Annotated in this window: 23 protein-coding genes; 12 read left to right on the top strand and 11 right to left on the bottom strand. The window is 65.1% G+C overall.

Annotation, left to right across the window (positions count from 1 at the left end; genetic code table 11):
• Positions 1–66 precede the first annotated feature (66 nt).
• The 6 genes from G6P88_RS03080 (at position 67) to paoC (ending at position 7,727) form a co-directional block, all read left to right on the top strand.
• Positions 67–1,287, top strand: a complete 1,221-nt coding sequence (locus tag G6P88_RS03080) for a polyhydroxyalkanoate depolymerase (RefSeq protein ID WP_165321783.1) — start codon at positions 67–69, stop codon at positions 1,285–1,287.
• Entirely contained in the window at positions 1,277–2,842 is a 1,566-nt protein-coding gene (locus G6P88_RS03075; RefSeq protein ID WP_165321782.1) for a tetratricopeptide repeat protein, read from the top strand. Before G6P88_RS03080 ends, G6P88_RS03075 begins: the two co-directional genes overlap by 11 nt.
• Complete coding sequence (dgcA, locus tag G6P88_RS03070) at positions 2,839–3,840, top strand: N-acetyl-D-Glu racemase DgcA (protein WP_165321781.1); 1,002 nt, start codon at positions 2,839–2,841, stop codon at positions 3,838–3,840. Before G6P88_RS03075 ends, dgcA begins: the two co-directional genes overlap by 4 nt.
• Before the next feature lie 184 nt (positions 3,841–4,024).
• Positions 4,025–4,579 carry a 2Fe-2S iron-sulfur cluster-binding protein gene (locus G6P88_RS03065; protein WP_165321780.1) on the top strand — a complete coding sequence of 185 codons (555 nt, stop codon included), beginning with the start codon at positions 4,025–4,027 and terminating at the stop codon, positions 4,577–4,579.
• Complete coding sequence (locus tag G6P88_RS03060; protein ID WP_165321779.1) at positions 4,576–5,517, top strand: FAD binding domain-containing protein; 942 nt, start codon at positions 4,576–4,578, stop codon at positions 5,515–5,517. Before G6P88_RS03065 ends, G6P88_RS03060 begins: the two co-directional genes overlap by 4 nt.
• A gap of 2 nt (positions 5,518–5,519) precedes the next feature.
• Positions 5,520–7,727 (top strand): aldehyde oxidoreductase molybdenum-binding subunit PaoC, encoded by a 2,208-nt coding sequence (paoC, locus tag G6P88_RS03055; protein WP_165324865.1) that lies wholly within the window; start codon positions 5,520–5,522, stop codon positions 7,725–7,727.
• Positions 7,728–7,744: 17 nt separating this feature from the next.
• On the opposite strand, the gene rimO is transcribed toward paoC, so the two are convergent.
• Positions 7,745–9,082, bottom strand: coding sequence for a 30S ribosomal protein S12 methylthiotransferase RimO (rimO, locus tag G6P88_RS03050; protein WP_165321778.1), 1,338 nt, complete (start codon positions 9,080–9,082; stop codon positions 7,745–7,747).
• A gap of 56 nt (positions 9,083–9,138) precedes the next feature.
• On the opposite strand from rimO, the gene G6P88_RS03045 reads away from it, so the two are divergent.
• Positions 9,139–9,831 carry a YoaK family protein gene (locus G6P88_RS03045; RefSeq protein ID WP_226946701.1) on the top strand — a complete coding sequence of 231 codons (693 nt, stop codon included), beginning with the start codon at positions 9,139–9,141 and terminating at the stop codon, positions 9,829–9,831.
• Here the strand turns inward: G6P88_RS03045 and G6P88_RS03040 are convergent.
• The 3 genes from G6P88_RS03040 to serS all read right to left on the bottom strand — a co-directional run bounded on the left by G6P88_RS03040 (position 9,810) and on the right by serS (position 13,086).
• On the bottom strand, positions 9,810–10,937 hold the full coding sequence (locus tag G6P88_RS03040) for a M23 family metallopeptidase (RefSeq protein WP_165321777.1): 1,128 nt from the start codon (positions 10,935–10,937) through the stop codon (positions 9,810–9,812). The two genes, G6P88_RS03045 and G6P88_RS03040, sit on opposite strands and share 22 nt — an antisense overlap.
• A gap of 110 nt (positions 10,938–11,047) precedes the next feature.
• Positions 11,048–11,812 carry a 5'/3'-nucleotidase SurE gene (gene surE, locus G6P88_RS03035; RefSeq protein WP_165321776.1) on the bottom strand — a complete coding sequence of 255 codons (765 nt, stop codon included), beginning with the start codon at positions 11,810–11,812 and terminating at the stop codon, positions 11,048–11,050.
• Positions 11,809–13,086, bottom strand: coding sequence for a serine--tRNA ligase (gene serS / locus G6P88_RS03030; RefSeq protein ID WP_165321775.1), 1,278 nt, complete (start codon positions 13,084–13,086; stop codon positions 11,809–11,811). The genes surE and serS overlap by 4 nt, the downstream gene beginning before the upstream one ends.
• Before the next feature lie 220 nt (positions 13,087–13,306).
• Between serS and G6P88_RS03025 the strand changes: the two genes are divergently transcribed.
• Together G6P88_RS03025 and dksA are read left to right on the top strand one after the other, a co-directional pair.
• Entirely contained in the window at positions 13,307–13,852 is a 546-nt protein-coding gene (locus G6P88_RS03025; RefSeq protein WP_165321774.1) for a hypothetical protein, read from the top strand.
• Positions 13,853–14,102: 250 nt separating this feature from the next.
• The gene (gene dksA / locus G6P88_RS03020) at positions 14,103–14,468 is read left to right on the top strand and encodes an RNA polymerase-binding protein DksA (RefSeq protein WP_226946700.1); all 366 of its coding nucleotides are present in this window, start codon (positions 14,103–14,105) and stop codon (positions 14,466–14,468) included.
• Between the two features lie 96 nt (positions 14,469–14,564).
• Here the strand turns inward: dksA and G6P88_RS03015 are convergent, their stop codons facing one another.
• Positions 14,565–14,762 carry a YdcH family protein gene (locus G6P88_RS03015; RefSeq protein ID WP_165321772.1) on the bottom strand — a complete coding sequence of 66 codons (198 nt, stop codon included), beginning with the start codon at positions 14,760–14,762 and terminating at the stop codon, positions 14,565–14,567.
• A 220-nt stretch (positions 14,763–14,982) separates the two neighbouring features.
• On the opposite strand from G6P88_RS03015, the gene G6P88_RS03010 reads away from it, so the two are divergent.
• Positions 14,983–15,138, top strand: coding sequence for a YdcH family protein (locus tag G6P88_RS03010; protein ID WP_165321771.1), 156 nt, complete (start codon positions 14,983–14,985; stop codon positions 15,136–15,138).
• A gap of 20 nt (positions 15,139–15,158) precedes the next feature.
• Here the strand turns inward: G6P88_RS03010 and G6P88_RS03005 are convergent, their stop codons facing one another.
• The 3 genes from G6P88_RS03005 to G6P88_RS02995 form a co-directional block, all read right to left on the bottom strand.
• A complete protein-coding gene (locus G6P88_RS03005) occupies positions 15,159–15,539 on the bottom strand; it encodes a PilZ domain-containing protein (protein WP_226946699.1) in 381 nt (126 codons plus the stop codon).
• 119 nt (positions 15,540–15,658) lie between these two features.
• The gene (locus tag G6P88_RS03000; protein WP_165321769.1) at positions 15,659–16,831 is read right to left on the bottom strand and encodes an acetyl-CoA C-acetyltransferase; all 1,173 of its coding nucleotides are present in this window, start codon (positions 16,829–16,831) and stop codon (positions 15,659–15,661) included.
• Between the two features lie 91 nt (positions 16,832–16,922).
• Entirely contained in the window at positions 16,923–17,915 is a 993-nt protein-coding gene (locus G6P88_RS02995; protein ID WP_165321768.1) for an alpha/beta fold hydrolase, read from the bottom strand.
• Between the two features lie 94 nt (positions 17,916–18,009).
• On the opposite strand from G6P88_RS02995, the gene phaR reads away from it, so the two are divergent.
• The gene (phaR, locus tag G6P88_RS02990) at positions 18,010–18,567 is read left to right on the top strand and encodes a polyhydroxyalkanoate synthesis repressor PhaR (protein ID WP_165321767.1); all 558 of its coding nucleotides are present in this window, start codon (positions 18,010–18,012) and stop codon (positions 18,565–18,567) included.
• 79 nt (positions 18,568–18,646) lie between these two features.
• Here the strand turns inward: phaR and G6P88_RS02985 are convergent, their stop codons facing one another.
• Positions 18,647–19,447, bottom strand: a complete 801-nt coding sequence (locus G6P88_RS02985; RefSeq protein ID WP_165324863.1) for a class I SAM-dependent methyltransferase — start codon at positions 19,445–19,447, stop codon at positions 18,647–18,649.
• 56 nt (positions 19,448–19,503) lie between these two features.
• Here G6P88_RS02985 and G6P88_RS02980 point away from each other — a divergent pair, with 56 nt between their 5' ends.
• Positions 19,504–19,704 (top strand): hypothetical protein, encoded by a 201-nt coding sequence (locus G6P88_RS02980; RefSeq protein ID WP_206335848.1) that lies wholly within the window; start codon positions 19,504–19,506, stop codon positions 19,702–19,704.
• Positions 19,705–19,711: 7 nt separating this feature from the next.
• On the opposite strand, the gene G6P88_RS02975 is transcribed toward G6P88_RS02980, so the two are convergent.
• Both G6P88_RS02975 and G6P88_RS02970 read right to left on the bottom strand, forming a co-directional pair.
• Positions 19,712–21,271, bottom strand: coding sequence for a TadA family conjugal transfer-associated ATPase (locus G6P88_RS02975; protein WP_206335847.1), 1,560 nt, complete (start codon positions 21,269–21,271; stop codon positions 19,712–19,714).
• 83 nt (positions 21,272–21,354) lie between these two features.
• The gene (locus G6P88_RS02970) at positions 21,355–23,151 is read right to left on the bottom strand and encodes a M10 family metallopeptidase C-terminal domain-containing protein (RefSeq protein WP_165321764.1); all 1,797 of its coding nucleotides are present in this window, start codon (positions 23,149–23,151) and stop codon (positions 21,355–21,357) included.
• Between the last annotated feature and the right edge of the window lie 178 nt (positions 23,152–23,329).

Raw genomic sequence — 23,329 nt, 5'->3', positions numbered from 1 at the left:
CGTTGCCGCGCTGCGGTATTCCGGCGACGGTTTGCGAGACGCTTTGCGCAATATGCGGAGATGTGAATGCTGTACGACGCCTATGAGTTTCAGCGGACCCTGATGTCCGCCGCCAGCGCATGGGCCAATATCAGTGCGCAATGGCTGCAGAATCCGCTGAACCCGATGTCCTATAGCAACATGGCACCGATGATGGCCTCGGGACTCGACGTCTTCGCCCATGCCTCGGCATCGCGCGGCAAGCCGGATTTCGGTTTCACCGAGGTCGAGATCGACGGAAAGACGGTGGCCGTAACCGAGGAAATCATTCTTCGGAAGCCCTTTGGCCAGCTCAAGCGGTTCCGGCGGCGCGGTATCAGCGGCCAGCCGAAGCTGCTGATCGTCGCGCCCATGTCGGGCCATTACGCCACGCTGCTGCGCGGAACGGTGGAGCGGATGCTGCCCCGCCACGATGTCTATATCACCGACTGGCGCGACGCGCGGCTCGTGCCCGTGAGCGATGGCCGCTTCGACCTCGACGATTATGTCGACTATCTCGTCGAGTTTCTCGAGAAGCTCGGCCCGGGCACGCATATGCTCGCGGTGTGCCAGCCGTCGGTGCCTGCCTATGCGGCTGCGGCGATCATGGCGGCGGACGGCAATCCCTGTCGCCCGGCGTCGCTGACGATGATGGGCGGTCCGATCGATACGCGCGAGGCGCCGACCGCAGTCAACACCGTGGCGACACAGCGGCCGCTTGCCTGGTTCGAGCAGAATGTCATCCACACCGTGCCGGTTTTCTATCCGGGGGCAGGACGACGCGTCTATCCGGGCTTCCTGCAACTGACCGGCTTCATGGCGATGAACCTCGGCAACCACCTCGTCAGCCATTGGAGCATGTTCAAGCATCTCGTCGAGGGCGACGAGGAGAGCGCGGACGCGACCAAGGCCTTTTACGACGAATATCGTTCGGTCTGCGACATGACCGAGGAATTCTACATCCAGACGATCGACCAGGTCTTCCAGCGGCATCTATTGCCCAAGGGCCAGTTCATGCACCGCGGCAAGCTGGTGGACCCGGCGGCTATCAAGGATATCGGGCTTCTCGCGATCGAAGGCGAACGCGACGATATCTCGGGCATTGGCCAGACCAAGGCGGCCCTGTCGCTCGCGACCGCGCTGCCCGACGAGAAGAAGCAGTATCTTCTTGCAGAGAAGGTCGGCCATTACGGCATCTTCAACGGTCGGCGCTGGCGCGAGAAGATTGCGCCGGTCGTGGATGCGTGGATCGCCGCGAATGCGCGATAGGCGCGGGTGGCGCCTCGGCCGGGTTTGCGCAGCAGCCCTGCTTGCGACAGCGGGGCTGATCGGATCGTCCATCGGTCTGGCAGAGCCTGTGGCAACATCGAAGGCCGACCTTGCGGCCGCGCTCGTCGGCGCGCGGGAGGCGGCGTCGCGCGAGGATTGCAAGGGCGTCCTGGCGATACTCGATCCGGTCGCAGCGAACTTCACCGGCGACGACCGCAAAATGGTCCAGCGGATGCGGCTCCTGTGCCTTGCGCGGGAAGCGCGCTTCCTCGAAATGGCGGCGGTCCAGCGGGAGCTGGCCGAGGCCAGCCCGCGCGATGGGCTCGTTCTCGCTTATGGCGTGATAGTCGCCGCCGGAGAAAACCGGTTCCGCGATGCGGCCGATCAGCTGGCCCGACTGGCGCGGCAGACACCCGGCTCGCTCGACGTGCTGACCGGGAGCGGGGTGCGGGAGATCGCCCGTCGCCTCGGCAGCGACAGGTCGCCCGAGGCACAAACGGCCCGTGGCGACATGGTGATTGCGCTCGCCCAGGCGAATTGGGAACCCGCCGACGTGCCGGATCTCGGCACAGCGCTGGCTGGCGAAGCGGTGGGAACCCTGGTCAAGGCGAACAGGATCGACGAGGCCGACGCCTTGCTCGACCGGATCGACGACCCGGAGACGCTGTCTTCCTTGCTGATCGACCGCGACTATGCGCCGCTCTGGCCATCGGTCGAGCGCCGCCTTGGCCCCTCAGGCAAGATCGCCCTGGAGGGGTACGCGCTGGAGAAGCTGGCCGATTATGGCGACATGCAGGACTCGGAGCCGGCGCTGCGCGATGCGGCCAATGCGCTGTTGCTGCTCGGTCGTGCGAAGGAAGCAGCTGACCTGACGGCGCGCTCGGAGATCGCCGAGGGCATGAGCGAACAGCGCATGGAGATCGCCATGCTCCATGGGCGTGCCCTCGCGCTGGCGGGACGCGAGGCGGAGGCCGCCGACTATATGTCGACGCTCCTGACCCTTGATCTGGTCAAGACGCCGGATGCTGGGCCCGCGCTGATCACCTATGCCGAATATCTCGACGAGATCGGCCGCCCCGCTCAGGCGCTGGTCATCGCTCGCGCGATCCAGGTCAAGGGCAAGGGTATATTGAGCGATTTCGCGATGCGCTGGATAGACCGCAGCGAGGTCTGTGCGCTGGGGGCGCTGGGGCGTGGCGCCGAGGCGGCGGGTCCGATCGAGCGGCTCAAGTCGCTCGCCTGGCAAAATCACGCAGCCACGATCGAAGCGCTTCTCTGCCTGAAGCGTGACGCCGAAGCGGCGCAGCTGGCCGTGAAGGGGCTCGCCGATGATCAGGTGGCAGGCGAGTTGATCGTCCAGTTTCAACCGACCGGGGCCTTGTGGGCTGCGCCGCCGTCGCGCCTGCGCGATCTCTGGGCCGGTCTATTGGCACGACCGGATGTTCGCGCTGCATTCGAGAAGCGTGGTCGCATCGCGCCCAAGACCTATTGGCCGTCGCGCGAGCCGCAGCCGATCCCGAGGCGTCGCGTCGACAATTCCTCTTCGCTGACATGACCGAGGCGCGTTTCGCGGCTCGCCTCGCCGCGCGGATCGAGACCTGGCCGGTAGCCGGTAGTTTCGTGATTGCGCGCGGTGCAAAGACGCATGTGGATGTCGTTGCCGTCGAACTTTCCGACGGAACAGCCATCGGCCGGGGCGAGGCAACGGCCATCTATTATCATGGTGAAACGTCGCAGTCGGTACTCGACCAGGTGCTGGCGCTGGGACCCCGCATCGCGGATGGGATCGGGCGGTCGGAATTGCTGCGGATCATGCCGCGCGGTGCGGCGCGCAACGCGATCGATTGTGCGCTGTGGGATCTGGAGGCGAAGCGCGACGGCCGTCCGGCCTGGTCGCTGGTGGGTCTGGACGCGATCGCGCCACGCGCGTCGGCCTTCACCATATCGCTGGGGGATGCAGCGCGCATGGAGGCCGATGCACGCGCTGCCGCGCCGACCTATCCGCTGCTGAAGCTCAAGCTGGCTGGCGAGGGCGACATCGACCGGGTGGCGGCGGTGCGCCGGGGTGCCCCCGATGCACGGATCATCGTCGACGCCAATGAAAGCTGGACCGGACGCGACATTGCGGCGGAAGCCGCTGCGCTGCTGCCTCATGGCGTAGAACTAATCGAGCAGCCGGTGAAGGCGGGACATGATCATCTGCTGGACGGCATCGCCTCGCCAATCCCCTTATGTGCGGACGAGAGCTGTCAGGACCGGGCCGACATCGCCCGTTGCGTAGGTCGCTATGACGCGGTCAACATCAAGCTGGACAAGGCCGGTGGGCTCACCGAGGCGCTGCTGCTCGCAGACGCCGCGCGCGCGGAAGGGCTCGACCTGATGGTGGGCTGCATGTTGTGCACATCGCTCGCCATCGCCCCCGCGATGGTCGTGGCACAACAGGCGCGCTGGGTCGATCTCGACGGGCCTCTGTTGCTGGCAGCCGACCGCGAATCGCCGATCCGCTTCGATCGGGGTGTGGCACACCCCCCTTCGCCGGCGCTGTGGGGCTGAACTGCGTCGATGGCCGTGGCTTGGCCGCTTCCCCAAAGGCTATGATGATGTTGCGCGCAAACGAAATGAACCTGTAGCGCGCAGTGGCGTTGGGTGTGCTTGACGTCAGTGCGTTCTGGTCCGTTCCATGGGCGGGAAGCGCGCGAAGGTCGAACATCTTATGTTCCGATTGAGGGAGTGATCTATGACGCAGCAAATGGCGGCCGCGGAGCGGTCGACCGGACCGGCGGCCGTGACGGTCTCCCTCCGGGTGAACGGCGCCGGGCATAGCGTCGATCTCGACCCGCGCACGAGCTTGCTCGATCTGCTGCGCGAGCATCTGAGGCTGACGGGCACCAAGAAGGGCTGCGACCATGGACAATGTGGTGCCTGCACCGTCATCGTCGACGGGCGGCGGATCAACAGTTGCCTCTCACTTGCTGTGATGCACGACGGTGAGGATATCGTCACGATCGAGGGTTTGGGCACGCCAGATGCCCTGCATCCGATGCAGCGGGCCTTTGTCGAGCAGGACGGATATCAGTGCGGCTATTGCACGCCCGGGCAGATCTGCTCGGCCGTGGCCGTGCTGGACGAAATCGAGCGCGGAGTGCCCAGCCACGTCACCGCCGATCTCCTCGACGTTCGTATCTCCGACGAGGAACTGCGCGAGCGGATGAGCGGCAATATCTGCCGCTGCGCCGCCTATCCCAACATCATCGCAGCGATCCGGCAGGTCGCAGGGGAGACGGCGGCGTGAGGCCCTTCGATTATCACCGGGCGACGGATGCGGCCGATGCCGCGCGTCTGGCATCGGCACATCCGGGCGCACGCTTCATTGCCGGCGGGACCAATTTGCTCGACCTGATGAAGGTTCAGGTGGAGCAGCCGGCGCAACTGATCGATATCAACCGGATCGGCCTCGATCGCATCGAGGATGAGGACGATGGCGGACTGCGGATCGGCGCGCTCGTCCGCAACACCGATCTCGCCGCGCATGATCGGGTGCGGACCGACTATGGGGTTCTGTCGAGGGCGCTGCTGGCCGGTGCATCGGGGCAATTGCGCAACAAGGCGACCACCGCCGGCAATCTGCTCCAGCGCACTCGCTGCCCTTATTTCTACGACGTCAGCAAGCCGTGCAACAAGCGCGTGCCGGGTTCGGGCTGCTCGGCCATCGGCGGGATGAGCCGGGGCCTGGCTATCGTCGGTGGTAGCGAGCATTGCATCGCCACGCACCCGTCCGACATGGCTGTCGCCATGCGGGTCCTCGACGCCAGGGTGGAGACGGTGAGGGCCGATGGAAGCACGCGAACGATCGCGATCGCCGATTTTCACCAGCTGCCGGGCGAGACACCGCATGTCGAAACCGCGCTGGAGGCCGGAGAGCTGATCACCCATGTGACGCTTCCGCCGCCTCTTCCGGGGCGGCATGTCTACCGCAAGGTTCGTGACCGGGCCTCCTATGCCTTCGCGCTGGTGTCCGTCGCGGCGATCGTCAGCGGCGACGACCGGCGCGTGGCGATCGGCGGGGTCGCCGCTAAGCCGTGGCGCATGGAGGAAGCGGAGAAGCGTGGCGGCGCCGACGCGATCGGCGATGCCCTGGAGGCGGAAGCGAGGCCGACAGAGCAGAATCGGTTCAAGCTGACCCTGGCGCGGCGGACGCTGGCGGCAACCCTGACGGAGGCATCGGCATGAGCCTGAAGTTCGAAACCCCCGCAGGCGCCAATCCGATCGATCGGGAGCGTGTCGTCGGTCGGCCGCTCGATCGGGTCGATGGGCCGCTGAAGGTGAGCGGCAGAGCACCCTATGCCTATGAACGTCACGATGTCGCGCCAGAGGCCGCCTATGGCTGGGTCGTCGGTGCGACGATCGGAAAGGGAAGGATCCGTTTCATCGACAGCCGGGCCGCCGAGGCAGCACCGGGCGTGATCGCGGTCCTGACATCGGCCAATGCAGGTTCGCTCGGCAAGGCGCGGTCCCACGCGGTGCACCTGCTGGGTGGCCCCGCGATCGAGCATTATGACCAGGCGGTGGCGGTGGTCGTCGCCGAAAGCCTCGAGCAGGCACGCGACGCCGCCTTCCTCTTGAAGGTCGATTATGTCGCCGAGGACGGGCGCTTCGATCTGGAAGAATCCATTCCGCACGCCAGACCCGCTCCGCGCGGCTTCGCGGGTCCGGGGGTAAGCCGCACCGGCGATTTCGAGGCCGGCTTCGCAGCGGCGCCCGTGCAGCTCGACGAGCGCTATACCACGCCAGACCAGAGCCATCAGATGATGGAGCCGCACGCGTCCACCGCTCTGTGGGACGGCGATCAGCTGACGCTGTGGACCTCGAACCAGATGATCGCCGACGCGGTCGACGACATGGCGGTGACGCTGGGTATCGCCAAGGAGAAGATCCGGATCGTCTCGCCTTATGTCGGAGGCGGATTCGGCTCGAAGCTGTGGATCCGGGCCGATGCCCTGCTCGCGGCCGTTGCGGCCCGCCATATCGGCCGCGCGGTGAAGGTCGCGCTCACCCGCCCGCACATCGCCAACAATACCACCCACCGGCCGGCGACGGTGCAGCGTATCCGCCTGGGTGCCGATAGCGACGGGCGAATCGTCGCGATCGGCCATGAAAGCTGGTCGGGCAATCAACCAGGGGGCGGAACCGAAAGCGCCGGCATTCAGACCCGGCTGCTGTATCGCGGCGAGAACCGGCTGGTCGCCCATTATCTGAGCGAGCTGAACCTGCCCGAGGGCAATGCGATGCGCGCGCCGGGCGAAGCCGCGGGCATGCTCGCACTCGAAGTGGCGATGGACGAGCTGGCGGAAAAGGTCGGGATCGATCCGGTCGAGCTGCGCATCCGCAATGACGTGCAATATGATCCTGAAAAGGGCCCCGAGCGTCCCTTCTCGAGCCGCCCTTTCATCGAATGCCTGCGCGTCGGCGCCGACCGCTTCGGCTGGAAGGAGCGGCCGGCGAAGCCTGCGAGCCGCCGTGAAGGTCAGTGGCTGATCGGCATGGGAATGGCCGCCGCCTTCCGCGGTAATCTCGTGACTTCGTCCCAGGCGCGCGTCGGCATCGAGACCGACGGTCGGGTCTGGGTCGAGACCGACATGACCGACATCGGCACCGGCAGCTATACGATCATCGCGCAAACTGCGGCCGAAATGCTGGGCGTCGATATCTCGGATGTCGACGTGCGCCTTGGCGACAGCACCTTTCCGAAGTCGGCCGGATCTGGCGGGCAATGGGGCGCGAACAGCGCGACCGCCGGGGTCTATGCGGCCTGCCTGTCGCTTCGGCGGGAGATCGCACAGAAGGCGGGCTTCAACGAGTCCGAGGTCGACTTCGCCGATGGTCATGTCGTGTCGGGGAACCGCCGGGTTCCCCTGGGCCAGGCAGTGGGGCCGGACGGCATTGCGGTAACCGACGGAATAGAGTTCGGGAGCCTTTCCAAACGCTATGCCCAGGCAACATTCGGGGCGCATTTCTGCGAGGTGGGAGTCGACGCCTTCACCGGCGAGATCCGCATCCGCCGTCAGGCGGGTGCCTTTGCTGCAGGACGCATCCTCAACCCGAAATCGGCACGCAGTCAGGTCATCGGATCGATGACGATGGGAGCGGGAGCAGCGTTGATGGAAGAGCTCGTGGTCGATCCACGCTTCGGCTATTTCGTGACGCGCGACCTGGTCGACTATCATGTGCCGGTCCATGCCGACATTCCCGAGCAGGACGTGCACTTTCTGCCCGAGCTCGACGACAAATCCTCGCCGATGAAAGCCAAGGGTGTGGGGGAACTCGGCATTTGCGGCGCCGGTGCGGCGATTGCCAATGCGGTCTATAACGCGACCGGAATCCGCCTGCGCGACTATCCGCTCACGCTCGACAAGCTGATCGACCGGCTTCCGCCGCCCTGACCGGTAGCGGTGCCCGGTCAGGCGGGAAGGGGCACCCCAAACAGATCGTGGTCGTCGGCTTCCTCGATCTCGACGCGGACGACATCGCCGGCTGTCAGATGGCCGGCGTCACGCAGATGGACTTCACCGTCGATCTCCGGCGCGTCGGCTTTCGATCGGCCGGTGGCGCCACCTTCCTCGTCGACCAGATCGATGATCACGTCGAGCGTGCGCCCCACCTTCGCTTCGAGCTTGGCGGCCGAGATGGCGGCGCATTTTTCCATGATGCGGGCGTAGCGCTCTTCCTTAACCGCTTCGGGCACCGCACCCGGCAGGTCGTTCGCCGTCGCTCCGGCGACCGGTTCGAACCGGAAGGCGCCGACGCGGTCGAGTTGCGCCTCGTCCAGCCAGTCGAGCAGATAGTCGAAGTCCGCTTCGGTCTCGCCCGGAAAGCCGACCACAAAGGTCGAGCGTATCGCGATGTCGGGACAGATCGACCGCCAGGCGGCGAGCCGTTCGAGCACCTTAGCATCGTTCGCAGGCCGCTTCATCGCACGCAGGACAGAGGGGCTGGCATGCTGGAAGGGGATGTCCAGATAGGGCAGGACCAGACCTTCGGCCATCAGCGGGATCACCTGGTCCACATGCGGATAGGGATAGACATAGTGCAGCCGGACCCAGGCACCGAGCCGCCCGAGTTCGCGCGCCAGATCAGTCATATGGGCACGGACTTCACCGCCGCCCTTCAGCGGATAGCTGGCATGGCGCAGGTCGAGCCCATAAGCCGAGGTGTCCTGACTGATCACCAGAAGCTCGCGCGTCCCAGCCGCGATCAGCTTTTCCGCCTCTCGCAATATGGCATCGGGGCGCCGGCTGACGAGATCGCCGCGGATCGACGGGATTATGCAGAAGCTGCAGCGGTGATTACAGCCTTCCGAGATCTTCAGATAGCTATAATGGCGCGGTGTCAGCTTCAGCCCGGATTCCGGCACCAGGTCGACATAGGGCGAGGGCGGCATCGGCGCCGCCTCATGGACCGCGCCGACCACCGACTCATATTGGTGAGCGCCCGATATCGCGAGCACATTCGGGAAACGAGCCCGGATCGCATCGGCCTCGTCGCCCATGCAGCCGGTGACGATCACGCGGCCATTTTCGGCGATGGCCTCGCCTATCGCCTCCAGGCTTTCCTCCTTGGCGCTGTCGAGGAAGCCGCAGGTGTTGACCAGGACGACATCGGCCCCGGCATAGTCCGCCGAAAGGCCATAGCCTTCCGATCGGAGCTTGGTGAGGATGCGCTCGCTGTCGACCAGATTCTTGGGACAGCCGAGCGAGACCATGCCGATCTTCGGCGGGGAGGGGATTTCGATTGCCATGGGTGGCGCGCACATAAGCCTTTTCGTCGCGAAAGGCGAGAGGCGGTTGACGCGCGATGTCGAAGCGGGGCTATGACGGCAGGATGATGCGTTACGGCATATCCGCATGGGCTCTTGCGGTCACGTTGGCGGCGCTCGCCGGCTTCATCGATGCGATCGGTTTTCTGCGCAGCGGCGGCCTGTTCGTCTCGTTCATGAGCGGCAATTCGACGCGGCTTGGCGTGGACCTGCTCGCGGCGGGACCGGTCGCCAGGCTGGCGGCGCTGCTGATCGCGAGCTTCGTAGCAGGCGTGGTCGCGGGCAGCATGGTCGGGTTTCGCTGGCCGCACCGCCGCAAGGGGCTGGTCCTGTCGCTGGTCGCGCTGGTCGTCGCCGCTTCGGCCGGGATCGAGACGATCGGCGGAAGCGAGATCGCGACACTGGTCCCGCTCGCCATGGCGATGGGCATCGTCAACAACGTGTTCCAGCGCGACGGTGATGTGACGATCGGCGTCACCTATATGACCGGTGCCCTCGTGCGCTTCGGCCAGAGGCTGGGCGAGGCGCTGCGCGGCGGCGACCGCTGGGCCTGGCTGCCCTTTCTGCTGCTCTGGGCCGGCCTCGTCGTCGGCGCGATAGCGGGCGCCTTCGCCTTCGCGCGGGTTGGGGCCGTCGCTTTGTGGTTCGCCGCCATCGTTGCCGCGCTGCTCGCGATCTGGGGCGACCTTCTTCAGCGGACGGGGCGGGATCAGCCCCGCGACGGCAGGTAGCTGAGCGGGTTGACCGGCTTCAGCCCGTTGCGGATCTCGAAATGAAGCTGTGGTTCGGCGCTATAGGGGCTGGCCCCGCTGCGCGCGATCGTTTGGCCGCGCACGACCTTCTGGCCGCGGGTCACCGTGATGCTGTCGGCATAGCCATAGGCGCTTATCCAGCCGTCGCCATGGCGCAGCAGCACGAGCGTGCCATAGGCGGGGATGTCCCGGCCGACATAGGCGACCACGCCGTCCGCCGCAGCGGCGATCGGGCTGCCCCGCTCGACTGCGATGTTTATGCCGTCATTGGTCTGGCCGCTCCCGATCTTTCCGAAAGCGCGCAAAATCTTGCCCTTGACCGGCCAGTCGAAACGCCCGCCGAAGGATCGAGGTTCGGCCACGGCGACCGTCGGCGCCACGGTGCGTGGCGTCGTGACAGGCGGCTTGGGCTGCTCGCGCGTTGCTAGCGCAGGCTCCGACCCTGAGATCAGGTCTTCGATATCGACCCTGAAGGCGGCGGCCCGCTCATCGGGCGACATGCGCGCCACCTCGACCTCGCTGGGCACCAGAAGGCGTTGGCCCTCGCGCAGGATATAGGGCTCTTCAAGCTGGTTGCTCTGGGCGATCCGCAGCCAGTCGACGCCATAGGCGCGCGCGATAGCGATGCCGGTCTCGCCCTTGCCGACCCGGTGATAGCGCCCGCCGGGTATCTTCAGCTTTTGGCCGACGAGGATCTTGAACGGCGGCGAGATGTCGTTGACCCGGGCGATGGCTTCCGATGCAGCGCCCGTCTTCTCGGATATTCCGCGCAACGTGTCGCCGCTGCGCACGACATAGACGGACGACGGCACGTCGACCGCCGAGGGCGTAACCGTTCGAACCTGCCATGCGGGCGGCGGCGAGGGCGGGGCGTCTTCCGATACGGCGGGCGGCGGTGGCGCCGGAACCGAGGGCGTGGCCGCCGCGCCCGTCGCGGTCGGGGCGGGGGCGGCCCCGGGCCGGCCAGCGCGCGTCGGTGGAGCGCTGCGTCCCACCTCGGCCCGATCGGGCGAGGGAATGCAGGCCGATGTCAGCATCAGCGCGGTCACGGCGAAGGCGGCGGGGCGGCGGGGAGGCTGAGGCATAGGATCCTGTTAGCAGCCCCCAAGAGGCATTTCACCCCGGCTTGCATCCGGCTGGCGGCGGAAGGTGCCGGTCCGTCCGTTACGGCAACGCCCGGGCATGCGATCCGCGTTCAGCGATAGAGCGATTCGAGCTGTGACAGCGCCGCGCGGTCGGTCATGTCGCAGTGGAGCGGAGTAACCGTCACCCAGCCATCTGCGGCGGCTTCCAGGTCGGTGTCGTGCGCGGGCGTATGCGGCATGCCGGCGAGCTTCAGCCAATAATAGTCGAAGCCGCGCGGATCGGTCCGCTGAAGTATTTCGGTCTCGCCATAATCGCGCAGCCCCTGGGGAACGACGCGGACCCCCAGAACCTGATCGGGATCGCGCGCGGGGAAGTTGATGTTGACGAGGCTGCGCGGCGACCAGGGGGCATCGAGCAGCGGACGCAACACCCGTTCGCCCCAGGCCTCGGCAGTGGCGAAGCTCACATTCGGACCAGCCCCGGTCTTCGCATAGACCTGGCTGAGCGCGATCGACCTTATCCCCGCCAGAGCGCCTTCCATCGCGGCCGAGACCGTGCCGGAGTAGCTGACATCCTCGCCCAGATTGGCGCCGCGATTGACGCCCGAGAGGATCAGGTCGGGTGGACCGTCCTTCATGACATGCGCCAGCGCCATCATCACGGCGTCGGTCGGCGTGCCCGAAACGGCATGGCGGCGCTCGCCCAGCTGCCGCAGCCGCAGAGGCCGCGTGAGCGTCAGCGACCGGCCGGCGCCCGATTTCTCGCTCAGCGGGGCGACTACGGTGACGTCGTCGGACAGGGTGCGGGCAATGCGCTCGAGCACGGCCATGCCCGGCGCATTCACGCCGTCGTCGTTGGTCAGGAGGATCTTCATGCCGGGCGCAACTCCGACAAGCCGCCCATATAGGGGCGGAGAACATCGGGTATCGTCACCGACCCGTCGGCCTGCTGATAATTTTCGAGGACGGCGACGAGCGTTCGACCGACGGCAAGGCCCGAGCCGTTGAGCGTATGGACGAAACGCGTACCCTTGCTCTCCCCGGCGGGGCGGAAGCGGGCATTCATGCGGCGCGCCTGGAACTCGCCGCAGTTGGAGATGCTGCTGATCTCGCGATAGCGCCCCTGACCGGGCAGCCAGACTTCGAGGTCATAGGTCTTGCGCGCCGAGAAGCCCATGTCGCCCGTGCACAGCAAGACGCGGCGATAGGGCAGGAGCAGCGCCTCGAGGATCGCCTCGGCCGCGCGAGTCATTTCCTCATGTACCGCCTCGGATTGTTCCGGGGTCGTGATCGCGACCAGTTCGACCTTCTCGAACTGGTGCTGGCGGATCAGGCCGCGGGTGTCGCGGCCAGCGGCTCCGGCTTCCGAACGGAAACACTGGGTGAGCGCGGTCAGCTTCATCGGCAGCGCGGGCTCGGCGAGGATCTGTTCGCGCACGAGATTCGTCAGGCTGACTTCTGCTGTCGGAATGAGCCAGCGCCCATCGGTCGTCCGGAAGAGATCGTCGGCGAATTTCGGCAATTGCCCCGTGCCGAACATGGCGTCGTCCCGGACGAGCAGGGGCGGCACGACCTCGGTGAAGCCGGCTTCGGTCTGGCGATCGAGCATGAAGGCGCCGAGGGCCCGCTGCAACCGCGCGATCCCGCCCTTGAGGACGGCGAAGCGCGCGCCGGAAATGGCGGCGGCGCTCTCGAAATCGAGGCCTAGAGGGCCGGCGAAGTCGGCATGTTCCCGGGGCTCGAACTCGAAGCTCCGCGGGTCGCCCCAGCGATGCTGCTCGACATTGTCCTGCTCGTCGGCGCCGTCGGGCACGTCGTCGGCGGCCAGGTTAGGCAGGGCGGCCAGCGCTGCCGCCAGCTCCGCCTCGACCTCGGCGCCTTCGCTCTCGAGCGCCGGCATGCGCTCCTTGAGTGCGCCGACCTCGGCCATCAGCGCGGCGGCCTTGTCCTCGTCCTTCTGCGCCTTGGCCTGCCCGATCGCCTTCGACGCCTCGTTACGGCGCGTCTGCGCGGTCTGAAGCTCGGTCGCAATGGCTCGCCGACGCTCGTCCAGCGCGAGGAGCGCGTCCGTGGCAGGGGCGGCGCCACGGCGGGCAAGAGCGGCGTCGAAGGCGGCAGGATTATCCCGGATGAGGCGAATGTCGTGCATGTTGGCCCTATGACCATCTTGGGCCGCCCGCGCAACATAGGGCGTGTCGTCGGACGGGCCGTCAGCGTCCTCAGACCCAGCCATCTCTGCGGGAGAACGTCGCCGGAGATCGTTTCGCCTCACGATAGTGTCGATTCGCCGTAACGACCGGGAACGACCGTCATGCTCCGCGCGTCGATCCTTCGATACGTTGATTATGTTCGACAAAAAGGAGTGAGATGTGACTTTGAGAGCAGCCTTTCTTGCTTCGGCCCTGATGATGGCAGGCGCCGGTTCCGCTCATGCCCAGGACGCCACCGCACCTGCGGCGGCAGCCAAGGTGAACGTGACACAGGGCGCCGCCGTGATGGACGCCAAGGGTGGCGCGGTCGGAACGATTGCCTCGGTCACGGGTGACGTCGCGGTGATCGATACCGGTATGGTCAAGGCAAGCGTGCCCACCTCATCCTTCGCGCAGAGCGACAAGGGTCTGCTTATCGGCATGACCAAGGCCGAGCTGGAAACCGCTGCTAAGGGCGCTTCCGCCGATCAGAAGGAGCAGTTCCTCGCGTCGCTGGCGCCTGGGCTCGCGGTGAGCGATGCGAGTGGCGGCGCGGTCGGAACGATCGAGGCGATCGAAGGCGACATGGTGACGATCGCCACGCCGAATGCAAAGGCAAAGCTGCCGAAGGCGTCACTGGCGCAGGGTCCCAATGGCCCGGTGATCGGGATGACGCAGGCGCAGCTCGAAGCCGCCGTGAAGGCAACGACGCCGCCCGCCGGCTAACTCGAACCGACAGTGATGAAAAATCTGCGCCCGCGTACAGCCTCCCGGCTTGTGCGCGGGCGTTGGCCTGTCTATAGCCGCGCAGACGTCGGGGATATGGCAGAAAACGGCCGAGTCCGGCGTGCCCAAGGGGAACAGCGGAGAGTCATATGGCGTCGTCGCTGCAACGCGTTTCGATTGTCGGGAACCAGTAAACGTGTCTTCTGTGGATCTGGACGACGACTACAGGCCATCGCCTGACGAGCCTTTCATGAACGAAAGGCAGCTTGCCTATTTCAAGGCGAAACTCCTCGCCTGGAAGGACTCGATCCTCAAGGAGTCGGCGGGCACCCTCCAACAGCTGCAGATCGATTCGCTGCGCGAACCGGATCTGACCGATCGCGCATCGAGCGAGACGGACTGGTCCATCGAGCTGCGCACCCGCGATCGTCAGCGCAAGCTGATCTCGAAGATCGACGCGGCGCTGCGCCGGATCGAGGATGGCGAATATGGCTATTGCGAGGTCACTGGCGAGCCGATCTCGCTCGGCCGCCTGGAGGCTCGCCCGATCGCGACCATGACCGTCGAGGCGCAGGAGCGCCACGAGCGGAACGAGAAGGTCAGCAGGGAGGACTGAGGTCCTCTTTTTTTATGTCCGTAAGAGAGAGGGCGATGCCCCTCCGGCGGAGGCCTTTCCGCCCGGGCGCTGACCGTTGCCGGCGTTAATTGACAATCATGCGATGATATCGGGAATCAGCATATCCTCAAGCTGGCTGATCTCGTCCTTGATCCGGAGCTTGCGCTTCTTGATCCGCGCCAGCTGCAATTGATCCACGGCCGGAGCAGCCTGGAGGGCGACGATCGCGGCTTCGAGGTCGCCATGCTCCTGTCGCAGGATGTGAATGCGGCGTTCGATCAATTCACTGTCCAAGACGACTCGCTCCGCAACAGGCTTTCCTTAACGCGATTCTAGCGGCGAAACCCGCTCGGGCTCAAGTCCGTGACGTCGTCGAACGGCTTGTCGTGCTTTTCCTGCATCTTACGCCCGGTGGAGGCCAAGGCTCGGGCAAACCGAAATTTTTAACCAAGACAGCATCGCCGAATCGTGATTTATTCACAGGCCCAAGACGAGGTGAAAGGAGACGCTATCTATGTCGACTACCCATTCGTCCGCCATGTTGGCGAAGCATGCAGGCATCGAGGCCAGGATCGCGGCAGAAAGCCGCCGGCCTTCTCCGGACATGATGCTGATCAACGAACTGAAAAAGCAGAAGCTGAAGATCAAAGAGGCTTTGGCCCGCCTTTGAGAGCGCAGGAGGATTGAGGGTCAGTCGATCCTCAATCCAGGCCTGCGGACCCGGCCGATGTCGACCAGCTTGCGCAGATTGTCGTCATTGCCGCTTACGACCTGTCGCCGGGCCTTTTTAGGGTCGATCACGCCCTTGAACGTGATCCCCATCCGCCCTTCTCGAACCCACACGATTTCGCCCTCGACCAGGCCGACGCCGCGTATGTCGAGCTCGACGGTCGCGCCCTGATCATAATCGAGCTCCGAATCCGCCATCAAACCCGTCGGCGACAGATTGCGGATCCGGATCGGCTGGGTCTGGCGGGCATAATCGCCCGCCGCACGCATCGAGGCCATCAGCAGGAGGCTGTCGCGCTTACGCGTGCGCTTGCCCGCGGGTGCGGGGTGTTCCCCGGCCATGTCGCCCATGATCATCCTCGAAACTGCCAGTTCCCGCGATTAAAGCGCAGACAGGTTGAGGAGGGGTAAACGGCAGCGATGGACCGCCGGGCGACGGCGGTCCATCGGGCGTCTCGTGGTCAGCGCTCGATGCACATGGCGATGCCCATGCCCCCACCGATGCACAGCGTGACCAGACCCTTGCGGGCGTCGCGCTTTTCCATCTCGTAGAGCAGCGTGGTCAGGACGCGCGCTCCCGACGCGCCGATCGGATGGCCGATCGCGATCGCGCCGCCATTGACGTTGACGATGTCCGGATTCCAGCCGAGCTCCTTGCCGACCGCCAGAGCCTGTGCCGCAAAGGCTTCATTGGCCTCGATCAGGTCGAGGTCCTCGATCGACCAGCCGGCCTTCTGCAGGGCCAGCGTGCTGGCCGGAGCCGGGCCGATGCCCATGATCGAGGGATCGACGCCGCAGGTCGCCCAGCTGGCGATCTTGCCGAGCACCGGTGCGCCACGCTTTGCCGCCTCCTCGGCGGTCATGAGGACGAGCGCTGCCGCGCCATCGTTGATCCCGCTGGCGTTACCGGCGGTAACCGATCCATCCTTCTTGAAGGCCGGTTTCAGGGCGGCCATCGCATCGAGCGTCGCGCCCGCGCGAATATATTCGTCCTGATCGACGATCGTCTCGCCCTTGCGGCTCTTGACGGTCACGGGCACGATCTCGTCCGCGAAGCGGCCGCCGGCGCGCGCCGCCTCTGCCTTGTTCTGGCTCGCTACGGCGAAGGCGTCCTGCTCCTCGCGGGCGATCTGGTATTTCTCGGCCAGATTCTCCGCGGTGATTCCCATATGGTAGCCGTTGAAGGCGTCGGTCAGGCCGTCGACGATCATCGTGTCGATGAGCGTCGCATTGCCCATCTTCGCACCGTTCCGCATGTGCTGCGCATGCGGCGACAACGACATATTCTCCTGACCGCCGGCAACGACGATCCGCGCATCGCCGCAGCGGATCGACTGTGCCGCCAGCGCTACCGCACGCAGGCCCGACCCGCAGACCTGATTGATGCCGAAGGCGGTCGCCTCCTTGGGAATGCCCGCGTTGATCGCGGCCTGCCGCGCCGGGTTCTGCCCCTGGCCGGCCGTGAGAACCTGACCGAACACGACCTCGTCCACCTCATCGGCGGCGACTCCGGCCTGGCGCAGGGCTGCATCGATGGCGATGCGCCCCAGTTCATGCGCGGGCGTGGCGGCGAAGGCGCCGAGGAAGCTCCCGACGGGGGTGCGTTTCGCTCCGGTGATCACGATATCGGTCATGGTCGAGCTCCTGCTGTCTGCCGCGCGTGCGAAGGGCTCTGAATGGCCCGATATGATCGACTCACGCGGGATTTTGTCCGCGTGTCGACTATCAGGAGTTTTGCAGCTGCGAAACCCATCGGTCGATGTGTTGCCACAGCGAGCCCGGCGCCTTTCGCCCGACCACCATGCCGACATGCCCTTCCGCGAGAGAGATGCGCTCGCCATGCGGAAGCGCGGTCGCCTCGGGCGTGATCCGGTCGATCGTCGAAGCGATGTTCAGCACCGGCATGCCGAGGCTCTCCGCGCCGATCGCCTTGCCGGCGACGCGCCATTGGCCCTGGCCGGTCGCATTCTCGACCATCAGCGTCTTCATCAACTGGCGCCCTGCCGCAAAGCTCATCGGAGGCCCGTCATTCGCCCAGTCCTCCACCGCGACATAATTGTGCGCCTCCTCACTGGCAGGGTCCCGGGCGGAAAAATCCTCGAACTTGGCGATCGTCCTGGTGGGGTCGATCCGCCAGAAGATCTGCTGCAATATTTCCGCGGGAAGCAGGCCGAGCCGCTCCGCGGCGGGCGCGGCACCTTCCCACAGGTGCAGCAGATCGTTTCGCGTCTGCGAAGAGAATCCGTCGAAATTCCAGGGCGCAGCAATCAGGATCAAGGCGCGCGGCGCCCTCAGCGCGGCAGCGGCGATGCTCATCGTCCCGCCAAGGCAATAGCCTGCCAACACCGCATCTGGTCCGACGAGATCGAGCGCGGGCAAAATATAGCGTTCGACATGGCCGCCAATGTCGAGATCGGCTTCGTCGGGGCCCGGGGTTCCCCAATCGAGCAGCAAAGGCTGCAGTCCGCGCGCGGCCAGGCCCCGCATCATCGAATTTTTCAGACTGAGATCAAGGATCTCGCAGCCGTTGATCAACGAAGGTACGAACAGGACGGGCCGCCCCGAGGTCGCATAGCCATGGATCCGCACCCGTCCGTTCTGGCCGACCAGCCTGGGCGCCGGAGCGCGCGGCGTGCGCGGGGCCGATTGATAGGCGCGCAGGCCAGCCAGTGCAGCCTTCATCCGGCCTGGATCATGGCCGGTTTCGCTGCGCAGCATGTCGAGGAACAGGGGAAGGGGGCGCGGCCTGTGTTGCGGCGCGGAAAGATTTGGTGCTATGCTCCCGCCAGAACTGTTGGGCAGGCGGGGTATCATGGCGAAATCATCGGACGGCTCGGGCACGGTCATCATCAAGAAATACGCCAATCGTCGGCTCTACAATACCGAAACTTCGAGTTACATCACACTCGACCATCTCGCGACGATGACGCGCGAAGGCCGCGACTTCAAGGTGATCGACGCCAAGTCCGAAGAGGACATCACGCACAATGTGCTGACCCAGATCATCATGGAGGAAGAGAATCGCGGGCAGACCATGTTGCCGGTCAGCTTCCTCCGTCAGCTGATCTCGCTTTATGGCGATTCGATGCAGTCGATGGTGCCGCAATATCTCGAAGCGTCGATGGATGCGTTCCGCCGCAACCAGACGCAGTTCCGTCAGGCAATGGAAGGCGCCTTTGCCGGCGGCCCGTTCGCCGAGATCGCGAAGCGCAACATGGAAATGCTCGAAGCCGCCGCCAGCGCCTTCAAGCCGCCGCGTACCGCAGCGACGAAGGATGAGGCGGTTGCGGAGACCGCGCCGCGCAATGAAGTCGAAGCCCTCAAGGCGCAACTTGCGGCCATGCAGGAACAGATCAACAAGCTGAAATGAGCACTCCGGCCGGCTCTGCCGGTCGTCGACCCATGGATATCGGGGCCGTCGCGAAGATGTTCGCGACGGCCCTTGTTCTTCAGCTTGCGGGTTTGACGAACTTGAGCGTCATTCGGTCGCTTTCGCCGATCGCCAGATATTTGGCGCGATCGACCTCTCCCAGGCTCAGCGTCGGGGGCAGGGTCCAGACGCCCTTGGGCCAATCGTGCGTGTCCTTCGGATTGGCGTTGATCGGGGATTCGCCCGCAAGCTTGAACCCCGCCGCGCTGGCTAGGCGGATGATCGTCGAGCGCTTTAGGTAGCCGCTTTCCTTCTCCTTCGCGCTGTCCATCTCCTCGGGCAGGCGATGGTCGACGACGCCGAGGATGCCGCCCGGCTTCAACGCCGCGTAGAAGTCGGCAAAGGCCTTCGCTGCCACCGCATCGCCCGCCATGATGAGGTTGTGGACGTTGCGGAAGGTCAGGACACGGTCGGCGGTTCCGGCAGGGAAGGTCGAGGCTTCGGTGGGGCTGAACGGAACGACCTCGACCGTGCCGAACCAGTCCTTGTTGCGATCGAGCATGGCCTTGGCGGCGTTGAGGCCGCGTTCCGACGCCGGTGGCATCGCCACATAACGGCCATTGCCCTTGAGCATGGGCGCCAGAATCTCGGTGTACCAGCCACCTCCCGGATAATATTCTACCACCGTCTGTCCGGGCGAGACTTCGAAGAAGGCCAGGGTTTCGGCGGGATGGCGATAGGCATCGCGGGCGCGGTTCGTCTCGCTCCGGCGATTGTCCTCGAGCGCCTTGGCAAGCGCGGGAGAGGGGGCCGGAGCCGCAACCGCCAGGGACGGTACGACGAGCGAAAGGCCGAGGGCGACGAGAAGCGGGTAGCGCATGGGCATCTTACTCCCGATATGGTTTTGACGACCCATCATGACGGAGCCCGAACAAGGTGCAATCGGATTACGCATGGCCGACATTGTGCTTCGCCTTACTGACGGTGCTATCCATCGCTGCCGACTGGAAAAATCATCGCCAGCGCGACGCCGATCGCGAGCGCGGGCGAATCGCTTGGATACCGTGGTCGCTGCTGGCGGTCCTGTCGCTGTTGCTGACGGCGGTCTTCGCCGCCTGGTGGCTGAGGGGCGAATGAGCTCCGTTCAGAGGCAGGCTTCGAGAAGCGCCTGATCGAAACCGAACTGCCGGGCTTTCTCGATGGTGTAGGGGCGCAGGCCGGTGGGCACGAACTCGCCGATGATCTTACCTTCGGTATCTTCGGCGTGATATTCGAACTTGAACAGTTCCTGGGTGATGATCACCGGGCCTTCCATGCCCAGCACCTCGGTGATGCTCGTGACCCGGCGGGAGCCGTCACGGAGGCGCTTGACCTGGACGATGAGGTCGACCGAATCTGCGATCTGCTTCGAGATGGCTTCCTTCGGCACCTTGATGTCCGACATCATCACCATATTCTCCATTCGAGCCAGCGCCTCGCGCGGGCTGTTCGAGTGGAGAGTGCACATCGAGCCGTCATGGCCGGTGTTCATCGCGGCCAGCATGTCGAAACATTCGGGGCCGCGGATTTCGCCCAGGATGATGCGGTCGGGGCGCATGCGCAGCGCGTTGACGACCAGGTCGCGGATCGAGATCGCCCCCTGGCCTTCGAGATTGGCGGGCCGCGTCTCCAGCGGGAGCCAGTGCGGCTGCTGAAGGCGCAGTTCCGCCGCGTCTTCGATCGTGATCACGCGTTCGCCGGGGTCGATCATCTTCGACAGCGCATTGAGCATCGTCGTCTTGCCCGAGCCGGTACCGCCGGAGATGACGACGTTGAAGCGGCTCGCGCCCGAGATCTTCAGCATCGTCGCCATGCGCTCGCTCATCGAGCCACTGCGCGCCATCATGTCGAGCGTGATCGGCTTGGACGAGAATTTGCGGATCGAGATCGCGGTGCCGCGCAGCGACAGCGGCGGCACGATCACGTTGACGCGGCTGCCGTCGGTCAGACGCGCATCGGCGAGCGGAGTCGTCTGGTCGACGCGGCGGCCGACCTTCGACACGATCCGCTGGGCGATCTGGAACAGATGCTCCTCGTCGCGGAAGTTGACCTTGGCGAGCTCGAGCTTGCCCTTGCGTTCGACATAGGTCTGGTCGGGTCCGTTGACCATGATGTCGGTGATGAGCGGATCGCTGAGCAGTTCCTCCAGCGGCCCGAGGCCGAGCAGTTCGTCGATCAGGACCTTTTCGAGTGCGAACTGCTCGCGCCGGTTCAGCGTGATGCGCAGTTCAGCGAGCACCTCGCCGATGATCGGCCGGAATTCCTCGGCGAGTTCATCCTTGCTGAGCGAAGCTGCCGCTTCGGGATCGACGCGCTCGAGCAGGCGCGGGAGTACCTGTTCCTTGATCTTGTGGATCGAGGCTTCGAAGCCTTCGACACGTGAGCGCCCCGCATCACCCGATGCCGCCTCGCGAATGGCCAGACGGGTCATCGCGTCGATCTGGCGGCTGCCTGCGGCATCCTCCTCGCTGGCGGCGATCGGATCGTCGAAGCTGGGCAACCCTGCGAAGGGGTCGCTGCCGGCACCAGGAAAGGCACTTTCGAGAGGCGGAAATTGCGAGCCGCCCGCCAAAGGGGAGGGGGCATCGCCGTGCATCGGGCGCGCCACGCCAAAGGCGGGCTTCGCCCCATGCGTCATTGCGCCTCTCTTGCCGAACGCACTCATTCACCCTGCCTCTCGGCCGATCAACCCTGGCAGGAGATAAGGCGAAAACTCCTCAGAATCGGTTAATTTTCAGGCGTCTGCGGTTAGCCAAAGTCGGCGAGACCGATCAGCCCCGCGTCATTCAATCCCGAAAGCCGGATGGCTTCGAGAGGAGTCGTCGGCCCCGTATCGTAGAAGAGATAGACGTCGCCACCGATCGTCGTCGCGACCAGGGCCGTCGATCCTGCTGCGTTGATGATCTGCACCGCAGATGCCGCCGTGGCATCGAGCGATCCGGTCGCCGAGAGAAGCGTAACGCTGGTGGGCGTGAATCCCAGGCGAATCCGGTCGATCCCATCCGCGAAGTCGGTGATCGAATCGAGTGCGGACGAGAGGAAGGCCGCATCGCCATTGGCATAGAGGAACAGATCTGCGTCGCCGCCGCCGGTAAGCCGGTCGATCCCGTTGCCGCCGGAAAGCGTGTCGGCGCCGAGATCGCCGATCAACAGGTCGTCGCCGGCATCCCCGGATATGCTGTCATTGCCCTGTCCGCCGCGAAGCGAATCATTGCCATTGCCGCCCGCAATGCTGTCATTGCCGAGGTTGCCGTTCACGCTATCGTTGCCGTCGCCGCCATCGATGCGGTCATTACCCTGACCGCCGAAGATACGGTCCGAGCCCGTCTGGCCATAAAGACTGTCGTCGCCGGCATTGCCCTGCAGATAGTCGCTGCCCGCACCCGCGTTCAGCGTGTCGGCACCGTCGCCGGCCAGCGCCGTCGCGGCTGCGCCATAAAGATGGTCGTTGCCGCTGCCTCCCGTGATCGAATCCGCACCCAGCCCGCCCATGACGACGTCGCTGTTGTCGTTGGCGGTCGCAACGTCATTGCCGTTGCCGAGGATCAGGCTGTCGATGCGCGTGTCATAGGCGATCGCGATATTCTTGGTGAGGCCCGCGACGCTGCTGAAGCTGCCGGCGCGCAGATCGACGGTGGAGTCCTGGGAAAAGCCCGACAGGTCGAGCGTATTGCCGACGCCCTTGTTCCACAGGGTGACGATCGGGCGGCTGTTCTGCGTGAAGTCGAAGAATTTGCCGATGTCCCCGCCGATATTGCTGTTGAAGCCATAGGTCTGCCCACCCGAGAGGGGGGTGTTGACGGCGACGCCATAGATGCGCTGGATCGCGAGGATGTCGAGCATCATCGGCGTCGTCGGGTCGTTGCCATAGGACAGGCCATTGCTCGAACGCGACGTCCCCCAGCGAAACGAACTGTCCGGATCCAGGTAGGACATGATTGTCCAGGCGCGGTTGTCGTAAATCGTGTTGGCGGTTTCCGAGATCGAGGCGCCCTCATCATAGGGGCCGCCATGGCCGAGACCGAGGACATGGCCCCATTCGTGGATCAGCGTCGTATAGGGATAGCCGCCATATTCGGAGAACGCCGCGCCGAGCGGGCCGAAGCCGGGCGTGCTCGTGTCGATCGCCATCCCGCCTTCGGTCGCCCGTCCAACCCGTGCGGTCCCGGTCGCGCCGGGGAAAAAGGTCGATTGTCCGCCCGATGCCGAGCCGTCCGTCGCCCGGCTCAGCGTTATGTCCGCACTGCCGACGCTGCCCGCTACGAAGGTGATATTGGCGACGGCCGACCACAACGCCGCCGTCTGCACAAAGGCCTGCTGTTCGACGCTCGACCAGTTCGAAGCGGGATCGAAGGCATAGCTTATCGTGGCCCCCGTTCCCGCGGTTCCGGGGCCGAACTTGGCTGTATAATTGGGGCTGGAACTATAGGTTGCGGGGCTGTCGTTGTTCCAGGTCCAGAAACTCCGGGCGACGAGAATGCCGCTGGCATCTATGCCCGTCATAAAGGTGATCTGGCTGTCCTGCGTCGCGTCGATATTCGCCATAGGGCCCACCCTGTTCGCTCTATCTACGGGATGTAGCGCGATATCGTTGCGATACGCATCCACATCCTTTAGCGACCCGTCACTTGGTTCCGCTGTTCGTCGCGAATATCGCGCGGAAAATCGCTACAGAAACAAAAAAGCCCGGCCGCCGAAGCGCCGGGCTGATTTTTGCGCAAGG

The sequence above is a fragment of the Rhizorhabdus phycosphaerae genome (genome assembly GCF_011044255.1).
Taxonomy (GTDB): domain Bacteria; phylum Pseudomonadota; class Alphaproteobacteria; order Sphingomonadales; family Sphingomonadaceae; genus Rhizorhabdus; species Rhizorhabdus phycosphaerae.
The sequence above is the reverse complement of the archived record's forward strand: the minus strand, read 5'-3'. Positions and strand labels throughout refer to the sequence as shown.